This is a genomic window from Pedobacter terrae, from assembly GCF_036946585.1.
Lineage (GTDB): Bacteria > Bacteroidota > Bacteroidia > Sphingobacteriales > Sphingobacteriaceae > Pedobacter > Pedobacter terrae_C.
In genome coordinates this window covers 25,646-44,071 of the sequence record NZ_JAQIIV010000011.1, presented here as the reverse complement: position 1 = coordinate 44,071, position 18,426 = coordinate 25,646, and the positions used below count along the sequence as shown (strand labels likewise).

The following is an 18,426-nucleotide window of genomic DNA, read 5'->3' as shown; positions in this document are numbered from 1 at the left end:
GCGCAACACAAACTATGGAGAGTTATGAAGCTAACCACTTTACTCATACTTGCTTTCATCATGCAGGTGAGTGCGGGCACCTACGCACAAAAAATAACCTTATCGGCCAAAAATGCCGGACTATTTACCATTTTTGATCAGATCAGCGACCAAACCGGTTACGATTTTGTGATTACAAATTCTGTATTAAAGAGTTCCAAAAAAGTTACAATAGATGTTAAAAATGCCGAACTGAATGACGTTCTTGATCAGATATTCAAAAACCAATCGCTGGAATTTACGATTACTAACAAATCAGTACTCGTAAAAAAGAAAGAGCCTGCATTATTGGAAAAAATTATCAATCAACTTCAGGCGATCGATATCACCGGCAGGGTGCTCAACGAGAAGAATATGCCTCTTCCTGGAGCTATTGTAAGTATAAAGGGATTGAAGAAACAGGTAGTTACCAACAGTGATGGTGAGTTTAAATTGGAGAATGTTGATGAAGATGCTGTGCTTGTAGTTACATTTTTAGGTTATCAGACCAGGGAAATTAAAGCCTCGCAAAATCTTGGCAATATCGTGCTCGCTATTCAGACCAGTCAGTTGGATGAAGTGACCGTTTCAACAGGTTATCAAACACTATCAAGGGAACGCGTTACCGGATCATTTTCGAAAGTATCTTCCAAACAACTGGATCAACAGCGCTTAAGTAGTTTACCGTCATTGCTGGAAGGCCGTATACCGGGTTACAATAATGGTCTGATTAGGGGTACCACATCTATGAATGGTTTGGTGCAGCCCTTATACGTAATTGATGGTTTTCCTGTAGAAAACATCAGCTTAAATGCAAACAGCAGAAGTGTAACCGAAGGCATACCAGGGTTAAACCTTGAGGATATCGAGAGTGTTACGGTGTTAAAAGATGCTGCTGCGGCTTCTATTTATGGTGCAAGGGCCGCTAATGGTGTAATTGTTATTGTGACCAAAAAAGCAAAAATTGGCAAGCCGCAAATTTCTGCCTCCAGTACATTTACCATATCGCCATACCGGTTTTACACCGACAACCTCACTAATTCATCTGATATTGTAGAACTGGAGAAAGAATGGGCAGCTAATAATCCAAATTTACGCGGCGCAAATGCAGCTACCTATGCAGCTAACTTACTGCAGAATATGGCCTATCCAAGCCAGGGTATCAATGCTATTCTGAAAAATGCTGCCGGCACGCTTTCACAGGCAGATCTCAACGCTAAATTAGCACAGTTGTCATCTGGTGGATACCAATACTACGATGATGTAGAAAAGTACAGCAAGCGTAATCCCTTTTATCAGCAGTATAACCTAAGTGTAGGGAACGCGACCGAAAAAAATGCTTTATATTCTTCTGTAACCTATCGTAATAATAAAACGCAGGATAAATTTGCGGGCGATGAATCTGTTGGCGTTAATATCAACAACACCACCCAAATTACCAAGTGGCTGAGCATGGAACTAAGTACTTTCCTATCATATGCTGAAGGAAATACCCAACCCTATAACACCTTATCCCCAGGATATGCCTATTTACCTTACGACCGTTTAGTAAATGCCGATGGAAGCAACTTCACTTCTACTGCTGCCTCACGTTTGTCTGCCAATACCATGACGTTGATCAATAACAACCGTCTGTATAATATGGATATTAATCCATTAAATGAGCAGGAGATGAATCTTGGAAAAGTAAAGAACTTCACTAACAGGTCTTTTATCAGATTTGGTGTGAAAATTACTGACTGGCTGTCTTATAAACCAAGTTTTCAATATGAGTATTCAAACAGAAAATTTGAACAGTTAAATGATAAAAATTCTTATTATGTACGAAGTAGGGTAAACAGTTTTGCCTCTGTCAACCCTGTGGCAGGCGGAACCGCCATCTTCAATCTTCCTTATGGAAATATCAATTACAAAGAAAATCAATTCAGCAATTTATACAATTTCAGGCAGCAGTTTAATATCGACAAAACTTTTGGAGAAAAACACAATTTAACGGCAATTTTAGGTTCTGAAATTAGAAACAGAAAAATAGAATACGGAAATCAGACACTTTATAACTATAATCCAAACACACTAACCTACAGCCTGTTGAACCAGCCATTATTGGGCAGTTATCCTGGAAATATTCTTGGTGGCGGAAGTTTTACCGCAGCAGATGCATCGGTAATGCGGGTTAACGTAGAACGTTTTGTTTCTTTTTATAGCAATGCAGGCTACACCTATGATGAAAAATACCTGCTCACCGGTAGTATTCGCTGGGATAGGTCGAACCTCTGGGGTACCAGTTCAAAATATCAACATGACCCTATCTGGTCATTGGGTGCGGGCTGGAATATTCATAAAGAATCGTTCTTTAACGCAGATTGGGTAAACCGTTTGAAACTGCGTGCTTCGCACGGTATCGGTGGTAATGTTTATACCACTAGTGCACCGTTTACCACTTTCAATTTTAACCCCAATTACAATGTAGGCGGCTTGCAGGCCACAATAGCCAGCAGACCAAATCCACAATTATCATGGGAAAAAACGACTACGACCAACGGGGGCTTGGACTTTGCAGTGCTCAACAATCGTTTATCAGGTTCAGTAGATTATTATCGTAAAAGAGGTACCGACTTGCTTGCTAATACGCAGGGTGTACCCACAGAGGGATTTGGTTATTCCACCTATGTGATCAATAACGGAAAGATGCTGAACAATGGTATTGAATTGACACTATCAGGTGATATTATACGCACTAAAGATCTGAACTGGAATTTAGGTGTGCAGTATGCTTACAACAAAAATAAAGTTACTTATGTAAATATTGAGGCGCCTTTCTATATTCTTCAGCTTGATTACCCGCAATCATTTCCACGTATTGGAAATCCATACAATGCCATTTACAGTTATCAATGGGCTGGTTTGAGTGATAAGGGATTGCCACAGGTTTATAACGAAAAAGGAGAGAAGGTATTGGCTTCACCAACTACTTTACAATCTATTGTGTATAGCGGAACTACCGTTCCAAAATATAGTGGATCATTTAACAGTACGTTGGATTATAAGAACTTCACTTTATCATTTCTGTTGACTTTCGAAGGCGGCCATAAAATGAGGAATACATTTTTACCTACACTGGGAGCAGGCTATAACAGTGCCCTTAACGGCTATGTAACACAAATTAGTACCGTAAATAAAGACATAGTTAACCGGTGGAGAAATCCTGGTGATGAGCTAACAACCAATGTGCCTAAAGTGGTTTTTGCGGAAGATCCTGCATATAACAGCCAGAGTGCAAGTATGTACGGCTATGCTGATATCAATGTGATTGATGCGAGCAATATGCGTTTGAGGAATATTTCACTTGCGTACAAAGTACCGCAACTGGTGGCTAAAAAGGCAGGCATGAGCAATATACGTTTCCAGTTTAATGTAGAGAACGCATTTACATTGGCCAAATCTCAAACTGCAAAATACTTGCTTAATGGATACAGCATGCCTAATTATGTATTGGGTGCTTATCTGACTTTCTAAAAACCGTTTATACTGCATGAGCAGGTAAAGAATATTTAAAGACATAAGTGATGAAAAAAATACTTTCAAACAGCATAAAATTGGCGGCTCTTGCTTCAATGCTAAGCTTTAGCAGCTGCAATAAATTTATTGATATACTTCCGGTAGGAAACGGTCAGATTCCTACTACACTGTCAGATTACGAAGCCCTACTCCGGGATGAATATGGCAACCACCGAACAGATATTACCCAGGCTGTGCTCTTGCTTAATGATAAATTTGAAACCAGTAGCAACCTGAATTATTATCCGCTATACAAGGCAAACTATAACTGGAATGAATCGGCCGACAGAATTGCATTGAACAATTCCGATGAAGGCACTTATTATAACATGTACACCGGAATAAACACCAGCAACCTCATTATCGAAAAGGCAGCTGGTACTACAGGTGGTAGCGATGCACAAAAAGCTGAACTGATTGCGCAGGCGAAGGTACTGAGGGCATTTGATTATAATATCCTGGCCAATTATTATGCAGATACTTATGAAGAGGCAAACGCTGGTACCAAATTATCTGTACCGCTGATTCTTAGTGCTGATATTGGCGCTGCTTATACTCAGGTAACTATCAAAGAACTCTATGATTTTATGCTAAAGGATATCAATGAGGCCATTCCATCCTTGGGTGCCACCAGTGCAACGGTACTGCATCCTAACCTTGGATCAGCAAATGCGTTGAAAGCAAGAATACTTTTGCAGATGGGAAGATATGCTGATGCCCTGGCTGCTGCAAATGAAGCGCTGAAGTACAATGATAAACTGTTCGATTGGACAGCATTTTATAATACTTACAAAACGCAGATAGAGGCAGTTAATGTATATACCAATGCCCCTTCGCCAATGGGATTTAATTACGTGGAAAATTATTATTTCCGTCACGGTGCATCTAGTAATGCCGGACGCGAACAGGCAATCCGTGTTGACCGCGCAACCCGTTTTGAACAAGGTGACGCGAGGTTTGCTTCCCGCTGGAAACTCCGGACCGTTGGTGCAGATACCTATTATACCAGTATTACTACAGGTTATTTCAATGTAGGCGGTTTAACAACTACTGAAGTATATTTGATCAAAGCAGAATGTCAGGCACGTCTTAATGATGTTCAAGGCGCCATGTCTACCCTGAACGCGGTGAGAGTAAAAAGAATCTTTGCTGCAAATTATGCACCGTTAAGTGCCGCTAACACCATAGAGGCAGTAAAGCTGATTCAGCGTACTAAAAGAAACGAGCTTATTTTAGGCATTACACCTTTTGCTGATATGCGTCGCCTGAATAAAGATGCTAATTACGCGGTTACATTAAGCAAAACAGAAGGTGGACAGGCTCTAACACTTGCACCAAACTCTCATATGTGGACAATGCCATTTCCACAGGGTGCATCAAAAAATCCTGGCAATGGTACCATCAAGCAGAATGTAGATAAGTAGATCAAAACGCACCGATGAAACTTAAAATAGATCATTTACTGCTTCTGTTGCTTTTTACCGTCTTTTCCGGACAGGCGAAAGCAGCTCCTTTACCAGTCACCATTAACGGGGCTGTTAAAGGGCTGCCAGATGGAGCAAAAATCAATCTGGTTCCGGGTGCTACACATGCAAATGAACAGCCTGTGGCAACGGCTGTGATCAGCAGTGGGCGCTTTTTGCTCGAAGGAAAAATATCCACGGAACCAAGGCTGTATTATTTACGGATCGAAGGCATTGGCGGACAAACCTCATTGATGCTTCAACCCGGGAAAGTTGTGGTAACAGCTACAGCTAAGCTTTTGAGCAATGGCGATCGTAAATATTATGAGTTTACCGACGTAGTGGTGAAAGGGAGCGAATCACATGTGCTGTATATGCGAAAAATTGCGCCAAAGAGTGTACTTAATGCTCTTTACCTAGCTAACCAGGAAGCGAATAAAGAGGTAATAAACAAGAGAAATGAAGCGCTCGCAGCAAAAGATACCGCACTAGTGAAATCAATAACGGATGGCCCGGCCTGGAAAAAAGCAATGGCTGATGAAGCCCAATTCTTTAAGCAGGTGCAGACAAATCTGCGTAAAATTGTGACTGATAATAAGGATTCGTTCTGGGGACCACTGCTGGCACTTGACATTTACAGCTATTTTACACCGGAAGACAAAAAGTTGTATGCAGAGCTTTCGCCGGCAGCCCAAAACAGTTATTACGGTAAAATTATGGGTGATCTGATTAACCCAGTGGGTTTTAAAGGCCAGAAAGCACCTTTGCTCGTTGCGAAAAATGAGGAAGGGCAGCCTGCGGAGTTAGGGACATTAAAAAAAGGATATAAATATGTGCTGGTCGATTTTTGGGCTTCGTGGTGCGTTCCATGCCGTAAGTCTATTCCTGCTCTGAAAAAATTGTATGCAGATTATAAGGATAAAGGCTTGCAGATCGTTAGTATTTCGATTGATAGAAAAGAGGGCGACTGGTTAAAGGCGCAGGAGGAAGAAAAACTACCATGGCCAAGTTTTCTGGACCGCGGAGCGACTGCCAATGCCTGGAAAGTACAGGCTATACCTGCTATGTTCCTTTTGGATGAGCAGGGAAAAGTCGTGTTGGAAAACATGAACCTTGAAGAAGTAATCAAAAAATTAAAAGCGATATAACATGAAAATATTAATTAAGAGGGCAGTGGCACTAACGCCTGTGGCACTAATGTGTTATGCTGGCCCGTTATTGGCCCAGAATGGAAAATATGTGCTAACGGGTAAGCTGCCAGCAGTTCATGATAAGATTTATCTCGGTCACGAAGTTGGGGATAAATATGTAATTACAGATTCAGCCAAAGTGGTTAATGGCAGCTTCACGTTTAAAGGTACGGCTAAACAACCGGGCTTTTATAAATTAGAAAGTAAGAACCTTAAAAATTCTATAGGTTTTATATTGGAAAATGCAGCCATCAATGTATCTAAACCTGACAGTATATCACCTGTGGTGATTACTGGTTCTGCTGCGCAGGATGTATACATGGGCTTTTACAACGGCCCATGGAAAACGATCACTGCTAAAGCCGGAAATATTTACAAAAGACTTGATGAGGTTCAGAAAGCTGGTAAAATGGATACGGTTACCCGTGCTGGCTTTGACAGGGAATTTAAAGCGCTGGATACCCTGAATATTGCGGCTGTAAAGCAATACATTCTCAAAAATCCAGGATCGGCAGGATCGGCAGCAATTATTTATGACCGCTTTATTAGTTATCCGAATTTTCCGGTAGCCGAAGAGTTGTATGGACAGCTCACTAAAGAAGCGCGGCAATCTGATATTGGCGAACAAATCAATACTGCATTAAAAACCAATGCAAAAACCGCTAAAGGAAAAGTTGCTCCGGCAATTGCGATGCCTGATAAGGACGGTAAAATCGTAAAGCTATCTGACTTTAGAGGCAAATACGTCTTGGTTGATTTCTGGGCGAGCTGGTGTGGCCCCTGCAGAAGAGAAAATCCGAACGTAGTTGCGGCCTACAAAAAATACCATGATAAAGGCTTTGAAATTCTGGGTGTATCCCTCGACTCTAAAAAGGACGCCTGGTTGAAAGCCATTGAAGCTGATGGCCTTACCTGGACGCATGTTTCTGACTTGCAAGCCTGGTCGAACTCGGCAGTTAAGGCCTATGGCGTAAAATCTGTGCCGGCAAGTTTTCTGCTTGATCCTGAAGGGAAGGTGGTAGGCAAGGATTTGAGAGGAGAGGAACTGAACAAAGCCCTGGCAAGTATCTTCAAGTAGTAATGATATAAACACTAATTCATAAATAGCTGCGGCCGATTGGTTTGCAGCTATTTTCATTTTAAATGAGTTGAATTTTAATTGGTACAGCCTAAAAAGGCACAGCAAAGCATTAACACGATATGGAAATTTACAATTTTAATTAGCAAATATCAGCCTAAATGAACTAGTTCATGATGGAACAATTTGTCCGAATGAGGTGCTGGTCTAACGTTTGTAAAGCGATAGTAAAATAATATATATCCTGCCTAATCGTTGGCTTTGGTTGGCTTAGTGCTTTTTTCTTCGTTTTATTGTTAAATTCTTATGCTTTTCTATTAATGCAATAAATTTCTCTGATATCGAATTATATTGTTCTTCATCAAAATCCTCCAAATAAATTTTCTTGATTTGTATTTTCGTTTTAATGGTCGGGATTTTAACTAACTCGCCTTTTTGGTTATTTGCTAAGTGATCGAAATAATGCCAGTTGCCCACATAGTCGCCAGTAAGTAAATTTATACTGGCTTCACCACTGCCGTCGTTAGTGGCGTTGCCAAAAGCGTACTCGCTCACGCCGATTAACCGCATCCGCTTTTCGTTTTTTTCGTACCTAAACTGGCAAGCATAACCTGAACGCATCCAGTTTACCTTAATTTCGAAACCACTTTTTTTGGGTTCAATGAAAGTATTATCTCCAGCCGTTTCTAATTTTTTACTTTTTATTTTTTTAAAGTTTTGTGTGGATAGTCGGCATATAATTTTATAATCGTGTTCATCCAGGTAAACAGTATCCATCTTTCCATCCAAATCAATGTCTTTTATCAGCTTTTTCTGCGCATAGGTCGATAATTTTAAAATCAATATGCCTGCAATAATAATTAGTTGTTTCATCTGTGCTTGCTAAAGTTGTACCACCAGATAATCAAGTTAACTTAAAATTTAATTATCGCTGTTTTTTTAAAACGTGCTTTTCCCGGTGATGGAATCCGGAATATTCTTAACATTTGTTAGGGGTCAATTTGTTTTTAATCGTTAATCCTCTTTAGCTATTTTGACATCTGTAAAATGGCCTAATGTTCCAGGGCCGATCCATAGTCCTATACTTCCGCGCACATCTCTACCCTGCTTCAAGTCATTTACAATCAAAGTGGGTTGAGCGGCTCCATTAACATATAATCTCGCCGTTTCATCCTTGACCATAATTTTTATTTTGATCCATTCTGCCGGTAAGATGTCTACATAGGCCTCATACTTCCCTGGCATTTCTGCTCTTAATTTTTCCCATGGATATCCTGGAATAGAAATATACTGACTGGAATGATTCCTACGTAACTGATCATTTGCCCGGCCATTGGTAGGACGTAAATAGAAAACCTCCATTTTTGAAGCATCAGTAGCTGCTCTGAATGCTATCCCTACAAATCCTCGGGCTGTTTCGCTAGCGTTTGCAAGTGTTTGCCCCGAAATTGAAGCTTCAATTATTCCGTTATGAAAGTCAATATTCTTTAAGATTGCAAGCGTACTGTCACCATTTGCTTCACCCTTTATTTCGAGGGCCAAAGCATTTTTACCTTTAAAGGTAGAGGTTTTGACCGTTACCTGAAATGGGATTACATCAGAAGGGCTTTTTGCGCTGTTTTGCGCATTCAAGTTCAAGCTGAAAATGTTGCTTAAAAACAAGATATATAGAAGTTTTTTGAGCATATATTTTTACTATTTTGATTTTCTAAAATAGTAAAAAATGGTTTTTCGCTTAGCATCTTTTGCTAATCTTCCTTGAAATCTTTTATTGGATGGCAGTTGCTTGATTATCAGTTGTGTAAATAATATGTCATGATCATTTGCCTGGCAGGCTCGAAGTGCTTGATAATAAATTACAGTAGCCATTATGTATAAAGTGCAGTTTTCATTTTTAGGTAATCCAACTCCCAACTTTAACAAAGGCTTTCATCATGATTTTATTTGAGGTGCTATCCGCAATAAAAACAAACTCCTTTGCTAAACTTTGTATTATCTTTAAGCATTACAGTCAACGCTTGCACCGCTGATGCTCATCCTGGTGAGAATGGGAATACAACTTAAAACTGGCTTTTAAAAAGTGTTTAAAGCATTTAATTCCAGTTAAGCAATTCCCGGCTGGAATAAGCTATCTAATGAACGGAACGATTTCTCCAAATGGAGTGCTCGTTAAACTTCCGTAAAGCGATAACAGAAATAATATAGCAATTACCAACAGAAATAAGGGCTTATATCTAAATTCGGTACCTTTTTTTACGGTATATCTGTAATAAAAATAAGTGCTTGTCAAATAAATTGTTGTGAAAGCCAACATCATATAGGTAACAGTCATAATTGTATTTAGCTTAATTTTAATGATATATAAAATAAAGTTAAATGTTACTTTTTTAAGGTTTTATGTTAATTAAAATTCGTTGGATATGATTTGTTATTCGTAAGGGATTAAGCCAAATTCGTTTGGACAAGTTCTGTTAAACAGCAGTTTAAAACCACTATACGCTGGAATAAGACCAAGCTGACGATGGCTATGTTCATGACTTAAATATTTGAAATAGCGATTTCAAAATACTGATAGCTCTACGGGACTGGAATTAAACCACTGATAGAAGGTGTTGCATTTTCTTCCATACAAATTTTTGCAGCCTTAACGCAACTTGGTAAATATGGGGACGAAAAAGTAAAAACGAGCTTACTGCAACGCTAAGAAAGGTTTGTTTTCATTGGGTGATCGTTTAATGCCAAGTAGCCCTGAAGTGAGGAAACCAGCAAAGGCTATGGCCAGTAGCGGGACTGTAAACCGCCATAAATACGGATGCGTTCATTGTCAACTTAATTCCCAACTTTATTAAAAGCGTTGGTCATGATTTTGCCCGGATCGCTGTCTTTAAAAAGTACAGTTGGTATTTTATAACTTTTGGTGATAGTGTTGCTTGGCATATCCGCTTTCATCGTATTGATGTCTGTCTGGGTATAAGTTCCTTTCGAAAAATCGATTTTCTGTTCTGTTTGCCCGCCGGCACCCATGCTAAAAGTACTAATCTTAGTTAAAACTAAATCTTTGTTGATGTATTGATAAGTACTTTCAATACTTCCCGCCGGACCGGTAGCCTGCATGGATATAAACAGTTTTCCGCTGTCAATATCAACTTTTTCATAATCGTAAATTGGATAACCGTTTTCTTGATATTTAGGCTCGACTGCTGAAAATGATTTACCGTAGAGTTTATATTTTTCGCCTTGTTTAAAGAGCACTAAAGTTGGGCGAAATGCGGTGGTATCTTGTGTGTTAATGAGTACAATAACTGCATCTTTTAGTCCATCGTTGTTCAGGTCGCCTGTTGCTTCCAAATCCATTTTATAGTTGGCCGGAACAAAGTCTTTTATGGTATTGCCAGTGTCGGGAAAAGCAGGGTCTGCATTTGTGGATTGGATTTGTTGAGAAACTTCTGTTTGGTGTACTGCTGTATCAACAGGAAGTGCCTTTTTTCTGCTTTCTTTGTTTTGACAGGCGGTAATTGTTAGCGTTATACCAAAAAAGAGTGTTAATTTTTGAAGCGATTTTATCATGATATTTTGATTAGTAACTTATTTTAGCTGTTTTTCTTTAAGCAAAATTTTATCTGTACGGTTTCTTTTTCAAAAGAATATTTTAATAATAACTAGTAAACGCTGTAGGTAACACAAAAAACGTAGAAGCCATGTTTGAAATGTTTAACCAGACGCGCTGGAAATTAATTTAGCTTGTTTTTTAGAAATGCATCGGCCCCCACTTTTCCAAATTCTTTTTTCTCCTCGTCCCATAAATAAGCTTTGTAATAAACTTTTTTGTCTTCAGGATTTTCTTTGCAAACCCCAGCAATAAAAAGCCTGCTTTTTAGGTTGCCCATTGCCCTATCTTCCGCAAAAAGACATGAATTCTCTTCCCCAAGCGGCAGGTCATAGATTTTTCCATCTCTTACATCAACCATAAACCCCATAATACAACCAGCGCCACAGCCAAATATGGACATTACATAGTATCCGGCAAAGTCAACTTCGCTTGTTTGGTAAGCCTCGGTAATCCTTGTTTTAAAATCTTTAGCTTCAGGATAACTTGTCCAATCTATAGGTGCATGTTTTGTTACCTCGTCAGCCTCTACTTTGTATCGTTGGAAATCTACACTATCGTGATCATCAACACGAATTTTTTTGGGCTCTTGTTTTGGTAGCTGAACCGATGGTGATAAAGAGGACGGGGTATCAGTAATCGCCTTTGTTATTACAGCTGAATCGCTAACTTCAACCGCATCTTCTGTGCCTGTTGATGTACGATTACAGGCATAGCTAAGGACCACAATTCCTGCGAATATCCAAGTGCTGAATTTTGTCATTTTTATAAAACAATAATATCTATTTGTTGAAATATGCCTTTGGTAGATAATTTTTATACTTATGGGATGGTTATTTACTTAGTCGAAGTTATAATTGATGGCTTGATGTTAAAGCCTTAAGCATTTTTCTGACGCCATTCAGTAACAAAACTTACTTCAGTACTTTTAACTTTAATTAGCCGGCAATGTCAACTCTTTTAAACTTTAGGTGTTTGCCATCAATTACAATAAAGCTGTAAATGATATTGTTTTCGCCTTCACTTACTTCATTGCCCTCTTCATCCTTGGCATTGTTGCTATAAGCTAAATTTAAACTTAAGATCTTACTGGTTTTATTGTATTCGGCAATCAATTGATATTTAGTATCAGTTGTTGTAACTTGTGGCGTTTCATTATAGTGTGTTTCGTATAACTGATCAGATTTAATTTTCAATAGCGTTTTAACAAAATCCGCATTAAAAATTCTGCTATAATATTGTTCAAGGTCTTGCTCGTAAAATAAATCTGGATTTTTGAATTTACTTTTTCTTGTCCTTATTTCCGCTTCAGTTAAATTGCATAGGGTCCAAATAGAAGCACCTTCGTCAGCCACTGGGAAATCAAAATACGTCTTTAGTTTTTTGATATCTTTTGAATAAACAGCTTCTCTGAAATTCTCAAAGTCATCTGACCAGTTCTTTACTTCGGCGTCATTTGTTGCTTGAACAACTGTGGTATCTTTAACTATAGTTTCCGAATCTAGTTTGTTTTGGACCTTTTTGGAAGTGTTGTTTTTGCAAGCTGATAAAAATATCAATGCGAGAATTAGATGTACGGGTTTCATTGTAGCGTTTTGAATTTTCGTTTTTATAGCTTAACGCTAAAAACTTCTAAAGGTTTTGATATAAATACGTTGCGACAAAAAAACTGTTCTAGCTGTATGGACTTTGCTCACTAAACCCGGGATCGAAGAAGGATGCCGGGAATGAAGAGGGCGCAGCCAAATGAACTAAGTCTGATAAGCCTGAGCTTTATAATTATTGGATTAAAAAATGGAAGATTTTGGCCCAATAAACAATGGCTCTTAGTTTATAGACTTTATTTTTTTAAATTTATATTTTGGGGGTAAAAATCAACTTCTGACCAAGGTCATAAAGACCGACCAAAATGAATGTAAAAAGTTAATCTTAACGTATTGTTAAATTCACAGTCCTGATTAATAAATAACTTTTCCTAAATTTTTAATGTCATGGATGATTGTGAATGCTTATCTTCATCAGTGGTAGGCGTTGATCACTTTATCTCTGTTTGAGCAGAAACATGCAAAATACCTCTGCATGTTTGCCTCTACCACCTGTGCATAACTTCTTGCATATTATGAGGTTCATGGATTGATCATATCTTTTTTAACTGAAATTTATTTAAAGGATCTTTAGTATTTGGATTCTACATCTGCGCAGATATGATTATTTTTTCAGGATTAAATGATCAATCCGATTAAAAGGGTTCTTCGAATGTTATTGAGGCATAGTTATTGATCCAATTACTATAAATAGCAAGATATTATGAAATTGAATAGGGCCCTAACCTTAGTTATATCTCTTTTTTCAGTCCTGCAATTTTCGTGTAGAAAGGACGATTCTAATGGAGGTACAGCAAATAAGGTAATTCTTAAGAAAATGGTTAATAGAGAAGCCGTAAAACAGTCGTTAGGATCTTTTACAGAAGGATTTCAGCAATCTGAAAGCAATCGACTTTTTTATGTAGCTGACAACTATCCCGATGATATCAAAGGTATAAGTTACAATATTGACTATAAACGCATTGCGGCTGGCTATGAGTACCGAAGAAATGTAATGGCCTTAACAGGAGGTAGTTATGCATCGATGGTTAATCTTGAGCAAACTGGTTACAAAGATTACATTCCTGTTCAGGATGATAGGCTTAATCAGCCTCAATATCAAAACATCAGGGTTATTAAATCTAATTCGAACACGAAGTATCTCCAGATTTATGCAGTTTTTATTGATCTGAAAGAGCCCTATGATAATAAGCAACTGGCTCTAGTTTTAAACTCAAGGGACGGATTCAATGGCGACGAAGCAAATGCACTTCCGGTTATGGACGATAAGGCGGCTGTAACTTGTTTACTCGCCTTATTACAGCCGCTTTAGATAGGGAAAAGTTTCCCACGCTAATTAGATATTACGCGGTAGGTGTCTTTTAGTTATTTACTGCTTTACCTTATTTTCTTTTATAGGATGCTATAAGGCAATTCGATTGCTCAGAAAATCATTTATTTTGACTATAATAAATCCATACTCAACAAAGAATATCTTTAAGAAATTATTGAGTACATTTAATGCCAAATCAGATATGCAGGAACTTAAAAAATTGATACGTTCCAGCGTTGGGTTGGAAGAAATAGATCTTCAGAAGATTTTAAGGTGTTTTACCTTAAAAACATTGCAAAAAAGTCAATTGTTGCTGAAGCGTGGCCAAGTCGCTTCACACTATTATTTCTTGAACAAAGGCGCACTTCGCTTTTTCTATAACGATGAACAGGAGCTTACGGCCTGGATTGTGCAGCCGGGAGAGTTTTTCGCTGAAATTTCCAGCCTCAGTCCGGGATTGCCTTCACGGTTCAATATTGAAGCGGTTGTAGATACCGAACTATACTGTATCGATAAAAACGATATGGATTTGCTCTATAAACAAATTCCGGCCTGGCAGGAGTTTGGCCGAAAACTCTGGGAAGGTATGGCGGTGCGCATGATCAGCGAGATCATCAGCTTCCAGACCATGACAGTAGAGGAACGTTACTTGGCATTTTTGCAAAAGCCTGGCTTCATGCAGTATATTTCTGTCAAGCAACTGGCTTCTTACCTCGGCATCACACCAAACGCTTTAAGTCGCATTCGTAAAAATCTTCGCTAATTGCATTATCTACCAAATGGTAGTTCGTTTGACTTTCTACGAGCATAGCTTTGTGAACTCAATAAGAAAGAACTATGAAAAATATCATTTTAGTTGCAGGCGCCACTGGCGATCTGGGAAGCAGATTATGCAAACATTTACTCAAAAACGGCGCTGGTGTACGGGCCTTGGTAAGAGCAGAAACTAATCAGGAGAAAATAAATGAACTGCGCGAATCAGGCGTGGAGATTGTAACGGTCAGCTTTGAAGATGAAGCTGGTTTAGTATCGGCTTGTAAAGGTGTTTCTTGTGTGGTATCGGTACTTGCTGGCTTGCGGGAGGTGATCGTAACGGCACAAAGCCAATTGCTTCAGGCTGCTGTACAAGCGGGCGTTCCACGTTTTATTCCATCCGATTTTTGTACAGATTTTACCCAATTGCAGGCAGGTGAAAACAGAAATTTTGACTTGCGTAAAGAATTTCAGTTCGTGCTTGAGACCAGTGATATCCGGGCTACATCTGTATTCAACGGTGCTTTTGCCTATGTTTTGCAGTATGATATTCCACTCTTAGATACAAAGGCGATGACCATTACCTATTATTCTGGAAAAGCAGATTGGCAGATCGATTTTACCTCTTTAGAAGATACGGCGGCTTTTACTGCGCGCGCTGCATTGGACAATACCACGCCGCGGTTTCTCCGCATTGCAGGCTTCCAGATTAGCCCGATCGAATTAGCGGCGCTAACAGGACGTATTTTTGGTGAACATTTCGAATTAAAAGACCAAGGTACGCTGGAACAATTTTCGGCTTACATTCAAAAGGTACGGACAGAAAACCCCGCTGGAGAAAATCAGCTGTACCCACAATGGCAACAGATGCAATATCTCTACAGCATGTTTGCGGCGCATCACCTTACACTTGACAATAACCGCTACCCTGGTTTAAACTGGCAAACAGTAGAAACAACACTCCAAGAAATAAACAACAATAAAACAGCACAAAATGGAGCAGGTATATAGTGATGCGCAGCTTTTAAAACATTGGCCGGGTTTTACCAGCCATATAGTGGAAGTGAACGGAACACAATTGCACTTTGTAGACAGCCGAGGCAATGGCCCGGTATTGATCTGCCTGCCCGGCTGGCCGCAGAGCTGGTATTCGTATCGTGCTGTCGCGCTGCCATTGGCTGACTACTTTAGGGTTATCGTGGTCGATATTCGTGGCATGGGTAGTTCGGCAACACCAGCATCAGGTTATGACAAAAAAACAATGGCTACCGATGTGTATGAGCTGATGGGCTTACTGGGTATTAGTAAAGCACACGTATTAGGTCATGATATAGGCGGTATGGTCGCAGCAAGCCTGGCCCATAATTATCCGGATGCGGTTGAACGCCTGATCCTTGCAGATGGCCTGCATCCCAATGAAGGAATGATGCAAATGAAACTGATTCCGCCTCAGGAAACTTTCAGCGAGAAAATAGATCACCAGCAACCTTATATGTGGTGGATGAGTTTTAATCAAATCAAAGAACTCCCTGAAAAATTACTGGAGGGGCGTTACCGCTACCTGCTCGACTGGCTTTTCGATTACGTAATGGTGGACAGTTCGAAGATGCCTGATTTTGAAAGGAATATATATGCATACGTTTATAATCAGTCGGAGCGTATACGAGCATCCAATGGCTGGTACCAGGCATTTCACCAGGATATAGCTGATGCCCAAGAGTATTCTAAGCTGCAAATGCCTGTTTTAGGTATAGCCAGCAATGTGTCATCAGGTTTTTATCAGTATGCTTTACCCACAATAGCGGAGAATTATCAGCTGGTCAATCTGGACAATACCGGTCACTTTATGTTTGAAGAAAATCCGGCAGGCGTATATGAAACAATTATGACGTATTTGAAAACATAGAGCAGAGTAATGACTGAATTGCTCCGGTATTAATTTAACTAATTATTCATCCGTAATTATCACAAAAAAAGAGGCTGTATCATATTTGCAATAAAATTATCACTACCATTGATAGACTCCTGAAAAAAAATCGTCATCTCGACTGTAGCCCGGCGAAATGCCTGCCCGTACAGGCGGGGAGAGATCTTTTCAACCGAATTATTAAAAGCTAGTTTAAAAGATTTCTCCACTGCGGTCGAAATGACGACACTTCGATATCATTCAGCTTAATTAGATATTAACTCGTTACTTTCAACGATTGAATATATCCATCGGCTAATTTAAAATGATATTTCAAAATGATCGGACTACCTGGAAAGTTTCCTGAAGTTTTAGCGGATAGGATGTTTGCATCTTCGTCGTAAGCTACCGGCTCCATAGTGGCATGATATTCTTTGTTGGCCTTATCAATCCAGCTTTCAATTTCTGCTTTTCCGTTATGGGTTTTGCCTTCATCAAATACTTCTGCATGCTCTGCAAAACAATTGGCATACGCTGCACTGTCAAATTCGTTTTGTGCTTTTACTAATTCGGAGATCATATGTGGTAAATTCATCGTATTATATTTTTATGATTATTAAATGGTTGGTACTGTACCGCCATCGATTATAAATTCGGTTCCTGTTAAATAGCTGGCTCTTGGCGAAACAAGAAATCCAACCAATTCTGCTACCTCTTCAGGTTCGGCAGGTCTGCCGAAAGGTATTCCACCTAAGGCATCCATTACATTTTGTTGCGCTTCTGCTACCGTACTATTTGCGCTTCTTGCAATTTCACCCAGCCAGGCTTCTGATGCTGTTGTATTGATCCAGCCTGGAGAAACCGTTAGCACCCGAACGCCTTTAGGGGCAACTTCGTTTGATAAACTTTTACTGTAATTTCTCAATGCGGCTTTTGCTGCGGCATAAGGTAAAGTGGAATCGTACAAAGGCAATTTACCCTGAATGGATGCGATGTGAATGATAACACCACTTTTTCGATCCACCATTTGTGGTAAAAATCCCCTGTCAAGTCTAACCGGAGCAAGAAAATTGGCTTGCAGGGTCGATTCCCAGTCTTCATCTGATAATACAGAGAATCCACCGGCTGGTGTGGATGAAGCACCAAGGTTGTTCACCAAGATATCCAGTTTTCCGTAAGTCGATAATACTTCTACAATTAATTTTTTTGTTCCTTCTGCTTTACTTAAATCAGCTGAAATAAAATGCAGATTGCTGCTTTCTTTTTCAGGCGTATTTCTGGCACTAATGATAACTGTTGCGCCAGCTTGTAGCAACCTCTCCGCAATTGCTTTTCCGGCTCCTTTGGTTCCACCAGTTACCAAGGCAATTTTACCTTGAATTTCATTGTTGTAATTAAATTGATTTTCCATTTGTCGAATTCTTTAATACAAATTTGAGAAGTATCACTTTTTCAGGCAATAACGGAAAACCGAATTGCATAGGGATAAATTTTTCCCCTATTGTACAAATTGGTACATTGGGTTAAATTTGTATATGCATGAAAGAAAAATACCCTTGAATTTAAACTGTGGTCTCGACCTGATTGGTGAAGTACTTTACGGCAAATGGAAAATCCGTTTGTTATGGTTTATCCATCAGGGGCATTTACGACCTAGTGAATTACAGCGTAAAATTCCCGATGCCTCAAGACGTGTTTTAAACATTCAATTGAAAGAATTGGAAGATCATGAACTGGTGACAAAGAAAATTTATGCTCAGGTTCCACCAAAAGTTGAGTATTCCCTTACAGATTTCGGTAAAACCTTGGTGCCGGTAATTGCTACATTAGGATTTTGGGGCGATGAACATGAAAGCAGACTAAGAAGGGTAATTTTAAAAAGAATGGAAGCCTCACAGGATCTTGCAAGTGATGCAAAAGATATGTCTACACTATAA

The 18,426-nt window shown here is 39.3% G+C and carries 16 protein-coding genes; 9 read left to right on the top strand and 7 right to left on the bottom strand.

The window, feature by feature from the left end; translation table 11 throughout:
* The first annotated feature begins 24 nt into the window (after window positions 1–24).
* From PGN18_RS14910 to PGN18_RS14895, 4 genes are read left to right on the top strand one after another with little or no spacing between them, the layout of a single operon-like run.
* Window positions 25–3,534 carry a SusC/RagA family TonB-linked outer membrane protein gene (locus PGN18_RS14910; RefSeq protein WP_335320355.1) on the top strand — a complete coding sequence of 1,170 codons (3,510 nt, stop codon included), beginning with the start codon at window positions 25–27 and terminating at the stop codon, window positions 3,532–3,534.
* 50 nt (window positions 3,535–3,584) lie between these two features.
* Window positions 3,585–5,000 (top strand): RagB/SusD family nutrient uptake outer membrane protein, encoded by a 1,416-nt coding sequence (locus PGN18_RS14905; RefSeq protein WP_335320354.1) that lies wholly within the window; start codon window positions 3,585–3,587, stop codon window positions 4,998–5,000.
* A gap of 14 nt (window positions 5,001–5,014) precedes the next feature.
* A complete protein-coding gene (locus tag PGN18_RS14900; protein WP_335320353.1) occupies window positions 5,015–6,187 on the top strand; it encodes a redoxin domain-containing protein in 1,173 nt (390 codons plus the stop codon).
* Between the two features lies 1 nt (window position 6,188).
* A complete protein-coding gene (locus PGN18_RS14895) occupies window positions 6,189–7,307 on the top strand; it encodes a TlpA disulfide reductase family protein (RefSeq protein WP_335320352.1) in 1,119 nt (372 codons plus the stop codon).
* 270 nt (window positions 7,308–7,577) lie between these two features.
* Here the strand turns inward: PGN18_RS14895 and PGN18_RS14890 are convergent, their stop codons facing one another.
* From PGN18_RS14890 to PGN18_RS14870, 5 genes are all read right to left on the bottom strand, one after another.
* Complete coding sequence (locus tag PGN18_RS14890) at window positions 7,578–8,180, bottom strand: hypothetical protein (RefSeq protein WP_335320351.1); 603 nt, start codon at window positions 8,178–8,180, stop codon at window positions 7,578–7,580.
* A 141-nt stretch (window positions 8,181–8,321) separates the two neighbouring features.
* Window positions 8,322–8,993 (bottom strand): hypothetical protein, encoded by a 672-nt coding sequence (locus PGN18_RS14885; RefSeq protein ID WP_335320350.1) that lies wholly within the window; start codon window positions 8,991–8,993, stop codon window positions 8,322–8,324.
* Between the two features lie 1,143 nt (window positions 8,994–10,136).
* Window positions 10,137–10,874: a hypothetical protein gene (locus PGN18_RS14880; RefSeq protein WP_335320349.1), complete on the bottom strand. Its 738-nt coding sequence runs from the start codon at window positions 10,872–10,874 to the stop codon at window positions 10,137–10,139.
* A 164-nt stretch (window positions 10,875–11,038) separates the two neighbouring features.
* Window positions 11,039–11,677, bottom strand: a complete 639-nt coding sequence (locus PGN18_RS14875; protein ID WP_335320348.1) for a hypothetical protein — start codon at window positions 11,675–11,677, stop codon at window positions 11,039–11,041.
* Between the two features lie 175 nt (window positions 11,678–11,852).
* Complete coding sequence (locus PGN18_RS14870; protein WP_335320346.1) at window positions 11,853–12,500, bottom strand: hypothetical protein; 648 nt, start codon at window positions 12,498–12,500, stop codon at window positions 11,853–11,855.
* 835 nt (window positions 12,501–13,335) lie between these two features.
* Here PGN18_RS14870 and PGN18_RS14865 point away from each other — a divergent pair.
* The 4 genes from PGN18_RS14865 to PGN18_RS14850 all read left to right on the top strand — a co-directional run bounded on the left by PGN18_RS14865 (window position 13,336) and on the right by PGN18_RS14850 (window position 16,489).
* Window positions 13,336–13,830 carry a hypothetical protein gene (locus PGN18_RS14865; RefSeq protein ID WP_335320345.1) on the top strand — a complete coding sequence of 165 codons (495 nt, stop codon included), beginning with the start codon at window positions 13,336–13,338 and terminating at the stop codon, window positions 13,828–13,830.
* A 175-nt stretch (window positions 13,831–14,005) separates the two neighbouring features.
* Window positions 14,006–14,593 (top strand): Crp/Fnr family transcriptional regulator, encoded by a 588-nt coding sequence (locus tag PGN18_RS14860; protein ID WP_335320344.1) that lies wholly within the window; start codon window positions 14,006–14,008, stop codon window positions 14,591–14,593.
* 74 nt (window positions 14,594–14,667) lie between these two features.
* Window positions 14,668–15,594, top strand: coding sequence for an NmrA family NAD(P)-binding protein (locus PGN18_RS14855; protein WP_335320342.1), 927 nt, complete (start codon window positions 14,668–14,670; stop codon window positions 15,592–15,594).
* A complete protein-coding gene (locus tag PGN18_RS14850; RefSeq protein WP_335320341.1) occupies window positions 15,578–16,489 on the top strand; it encodes an alpha/beta hydrolase in 912 nt (303 codons plus the stop codon). Before PGN18_RS14855 ends, PGN18_RS14850 begins: the two co-directional genes overlap by 17 nt.
* A gap of 277 nt (window positions 16,490–16,766) precedes the next feature.
* Here PGN18_RS14850 and PGN18_RS14845 read toward each other — a convergent pair whose 3' ends face one another.
* Together PGN18_RS14845 and PGN18_RS14840 are read right to left on the bottom strand one after the other, a co-directional pair.
* Window positions 16,767–17,084, bottom strand: coding sequence for a nuclear transport factor 2 family protein (locus PGN18_RS14845; protein ID WP_335320340.1), 318 nt, complete (start codon window positions 17,082–17,084; stop codon window positions 16,767–16,769).
* A 21-nt stretch (window positions 17,085–17,105) separates the two neighbouring features.
* The gene (locus tag PGN18_RS14840; protein ID WP_335320339.1) at window positions 17,106–17,900 is read right to left on the bottom strand and encodes an SDR family oxidoreductase; all 795 of its coding nucleotides are present in this window, start codon (window positions 17,898–17,900) and stop codon (window positions 17,106–17,108) included.
* Window positions 17,901–18,024: 124 nt separating this feature from the next.
* On the opposite strand from PGN18_RS14840, the gene PGN18_RS14835 reads away from it, so the two are divergent.
* Window positions 18,025–18,426 carry a winged helix-turn-helix transcriptional regulator gene (locus tag PGN18_RS14835; RefSeq protein ID WP_335320338.1) on the top strand — a complete coding sequence of 134 codons (402 nt, stop codon included), beginning with the start codon at window positions 18,025–18,027 and terminating at the stop codon, window positions 18,424–18,426.

Coding starts and splice junctions, on each gene's coding strand:
- PGN18_RS14910 (WP_335320355.1), top strand. CDS start 25: ATGAAGCTAACCACTTTACTCATACTTGCTTTCATCATGCAGGTGAGT.
- PGN18_RS14905 (WP_335320354.1), top strand. CDS start 3,585: ATGAAAAAAATACTTTCAAACAGCATAAAATTGGCGGCTCTTGCTTCA.
- PGN18_RS14900 (WP_335320353.1), top strand. CDS start 5,015: ATGAAACTTAAAATAGATCATTTACTGCTTCTGTTGCTTTTTACCGTC.
- PGN18_RS14895 (WP_335320352.1), top strand. CDS start 6,189: ATGAAAATATTAATTAAGAGGGCAGTGGCACTAACGCCTGTGGCACTA.
- PGN18_RS14890 (WP_335320351.1), bottom strand. CDS start 8,180: ATGAAACAACTAATTATTATTGCAGGCATATTGATTTTAAAATTATCG.
- PGN18_RS14885 (WP_335320350.1), bottom strand. CDS start 8,993: ATGCTCAAAAAACTTCTATATATCTTGTTTTTAAGCAACATTTTCAGC.
- PGN18_RS14880 (WP_335320349.1), bottom strand. CDS start 10,874: ATGATAAAATCGCTTCAAAAATTAACACTCTTTTTTGGTATAACGCTA.
- PGN18_RS14875 (WP_335320348.1), bottom strand. CDS start 11,677: ATGACAAAATTCAGCACTTGGATATTCGCAGGAATTGTGGTCCTTAGC.
- PGN18_RS14870 (WP_335320346.1), bottom strand. CDS start 12,500: ATGAAACCCGTACATCTAATTCTCGCATTGATATTTTTATCAGCTTGC.
- PGN18_RS14865 (WP_335320345.1), top strand. CDS start 13,336: ATGGTTAATAGAGAAGCCGTAAAACAGTCGTTAGGATCTTTTACAGAA.
- PGN18_RS14855 (WP_335320342.1), top strand. CDS start 14,668: ATGAAAAATATCATTTTAGTTGCAGGCGCCACTGGCGATCTGGGAAGC.
- PGN18_RS14850 (WP_335320341.1), top strand. CDS start 15,578: ATGGAGCAGGTATATAGTGATGCGCAGCTTTTAAAACATTGGCCGGGT.
- PGN18_RS14845 (WP_335320340.1), bottom strand. CDS start 17,084: ATGAATTTACCACATATGATCTCCGAATTAGTAAAAGCACAAAACGAA.
- PGN18_RS14840 (WP_335320339.1), bottom strand. CDS start 17,900: ATGGAAAATCAATTTAATTACAACAATGAAATTCAAGGTAAAATTGCC.
- PGN18_RS14835 (WP_335320338.1), top strand. CDS start 18,025: ATGCATGAAAGAAAAATACCCTTGAATTTAAACTGTGGTCTCGACCTG.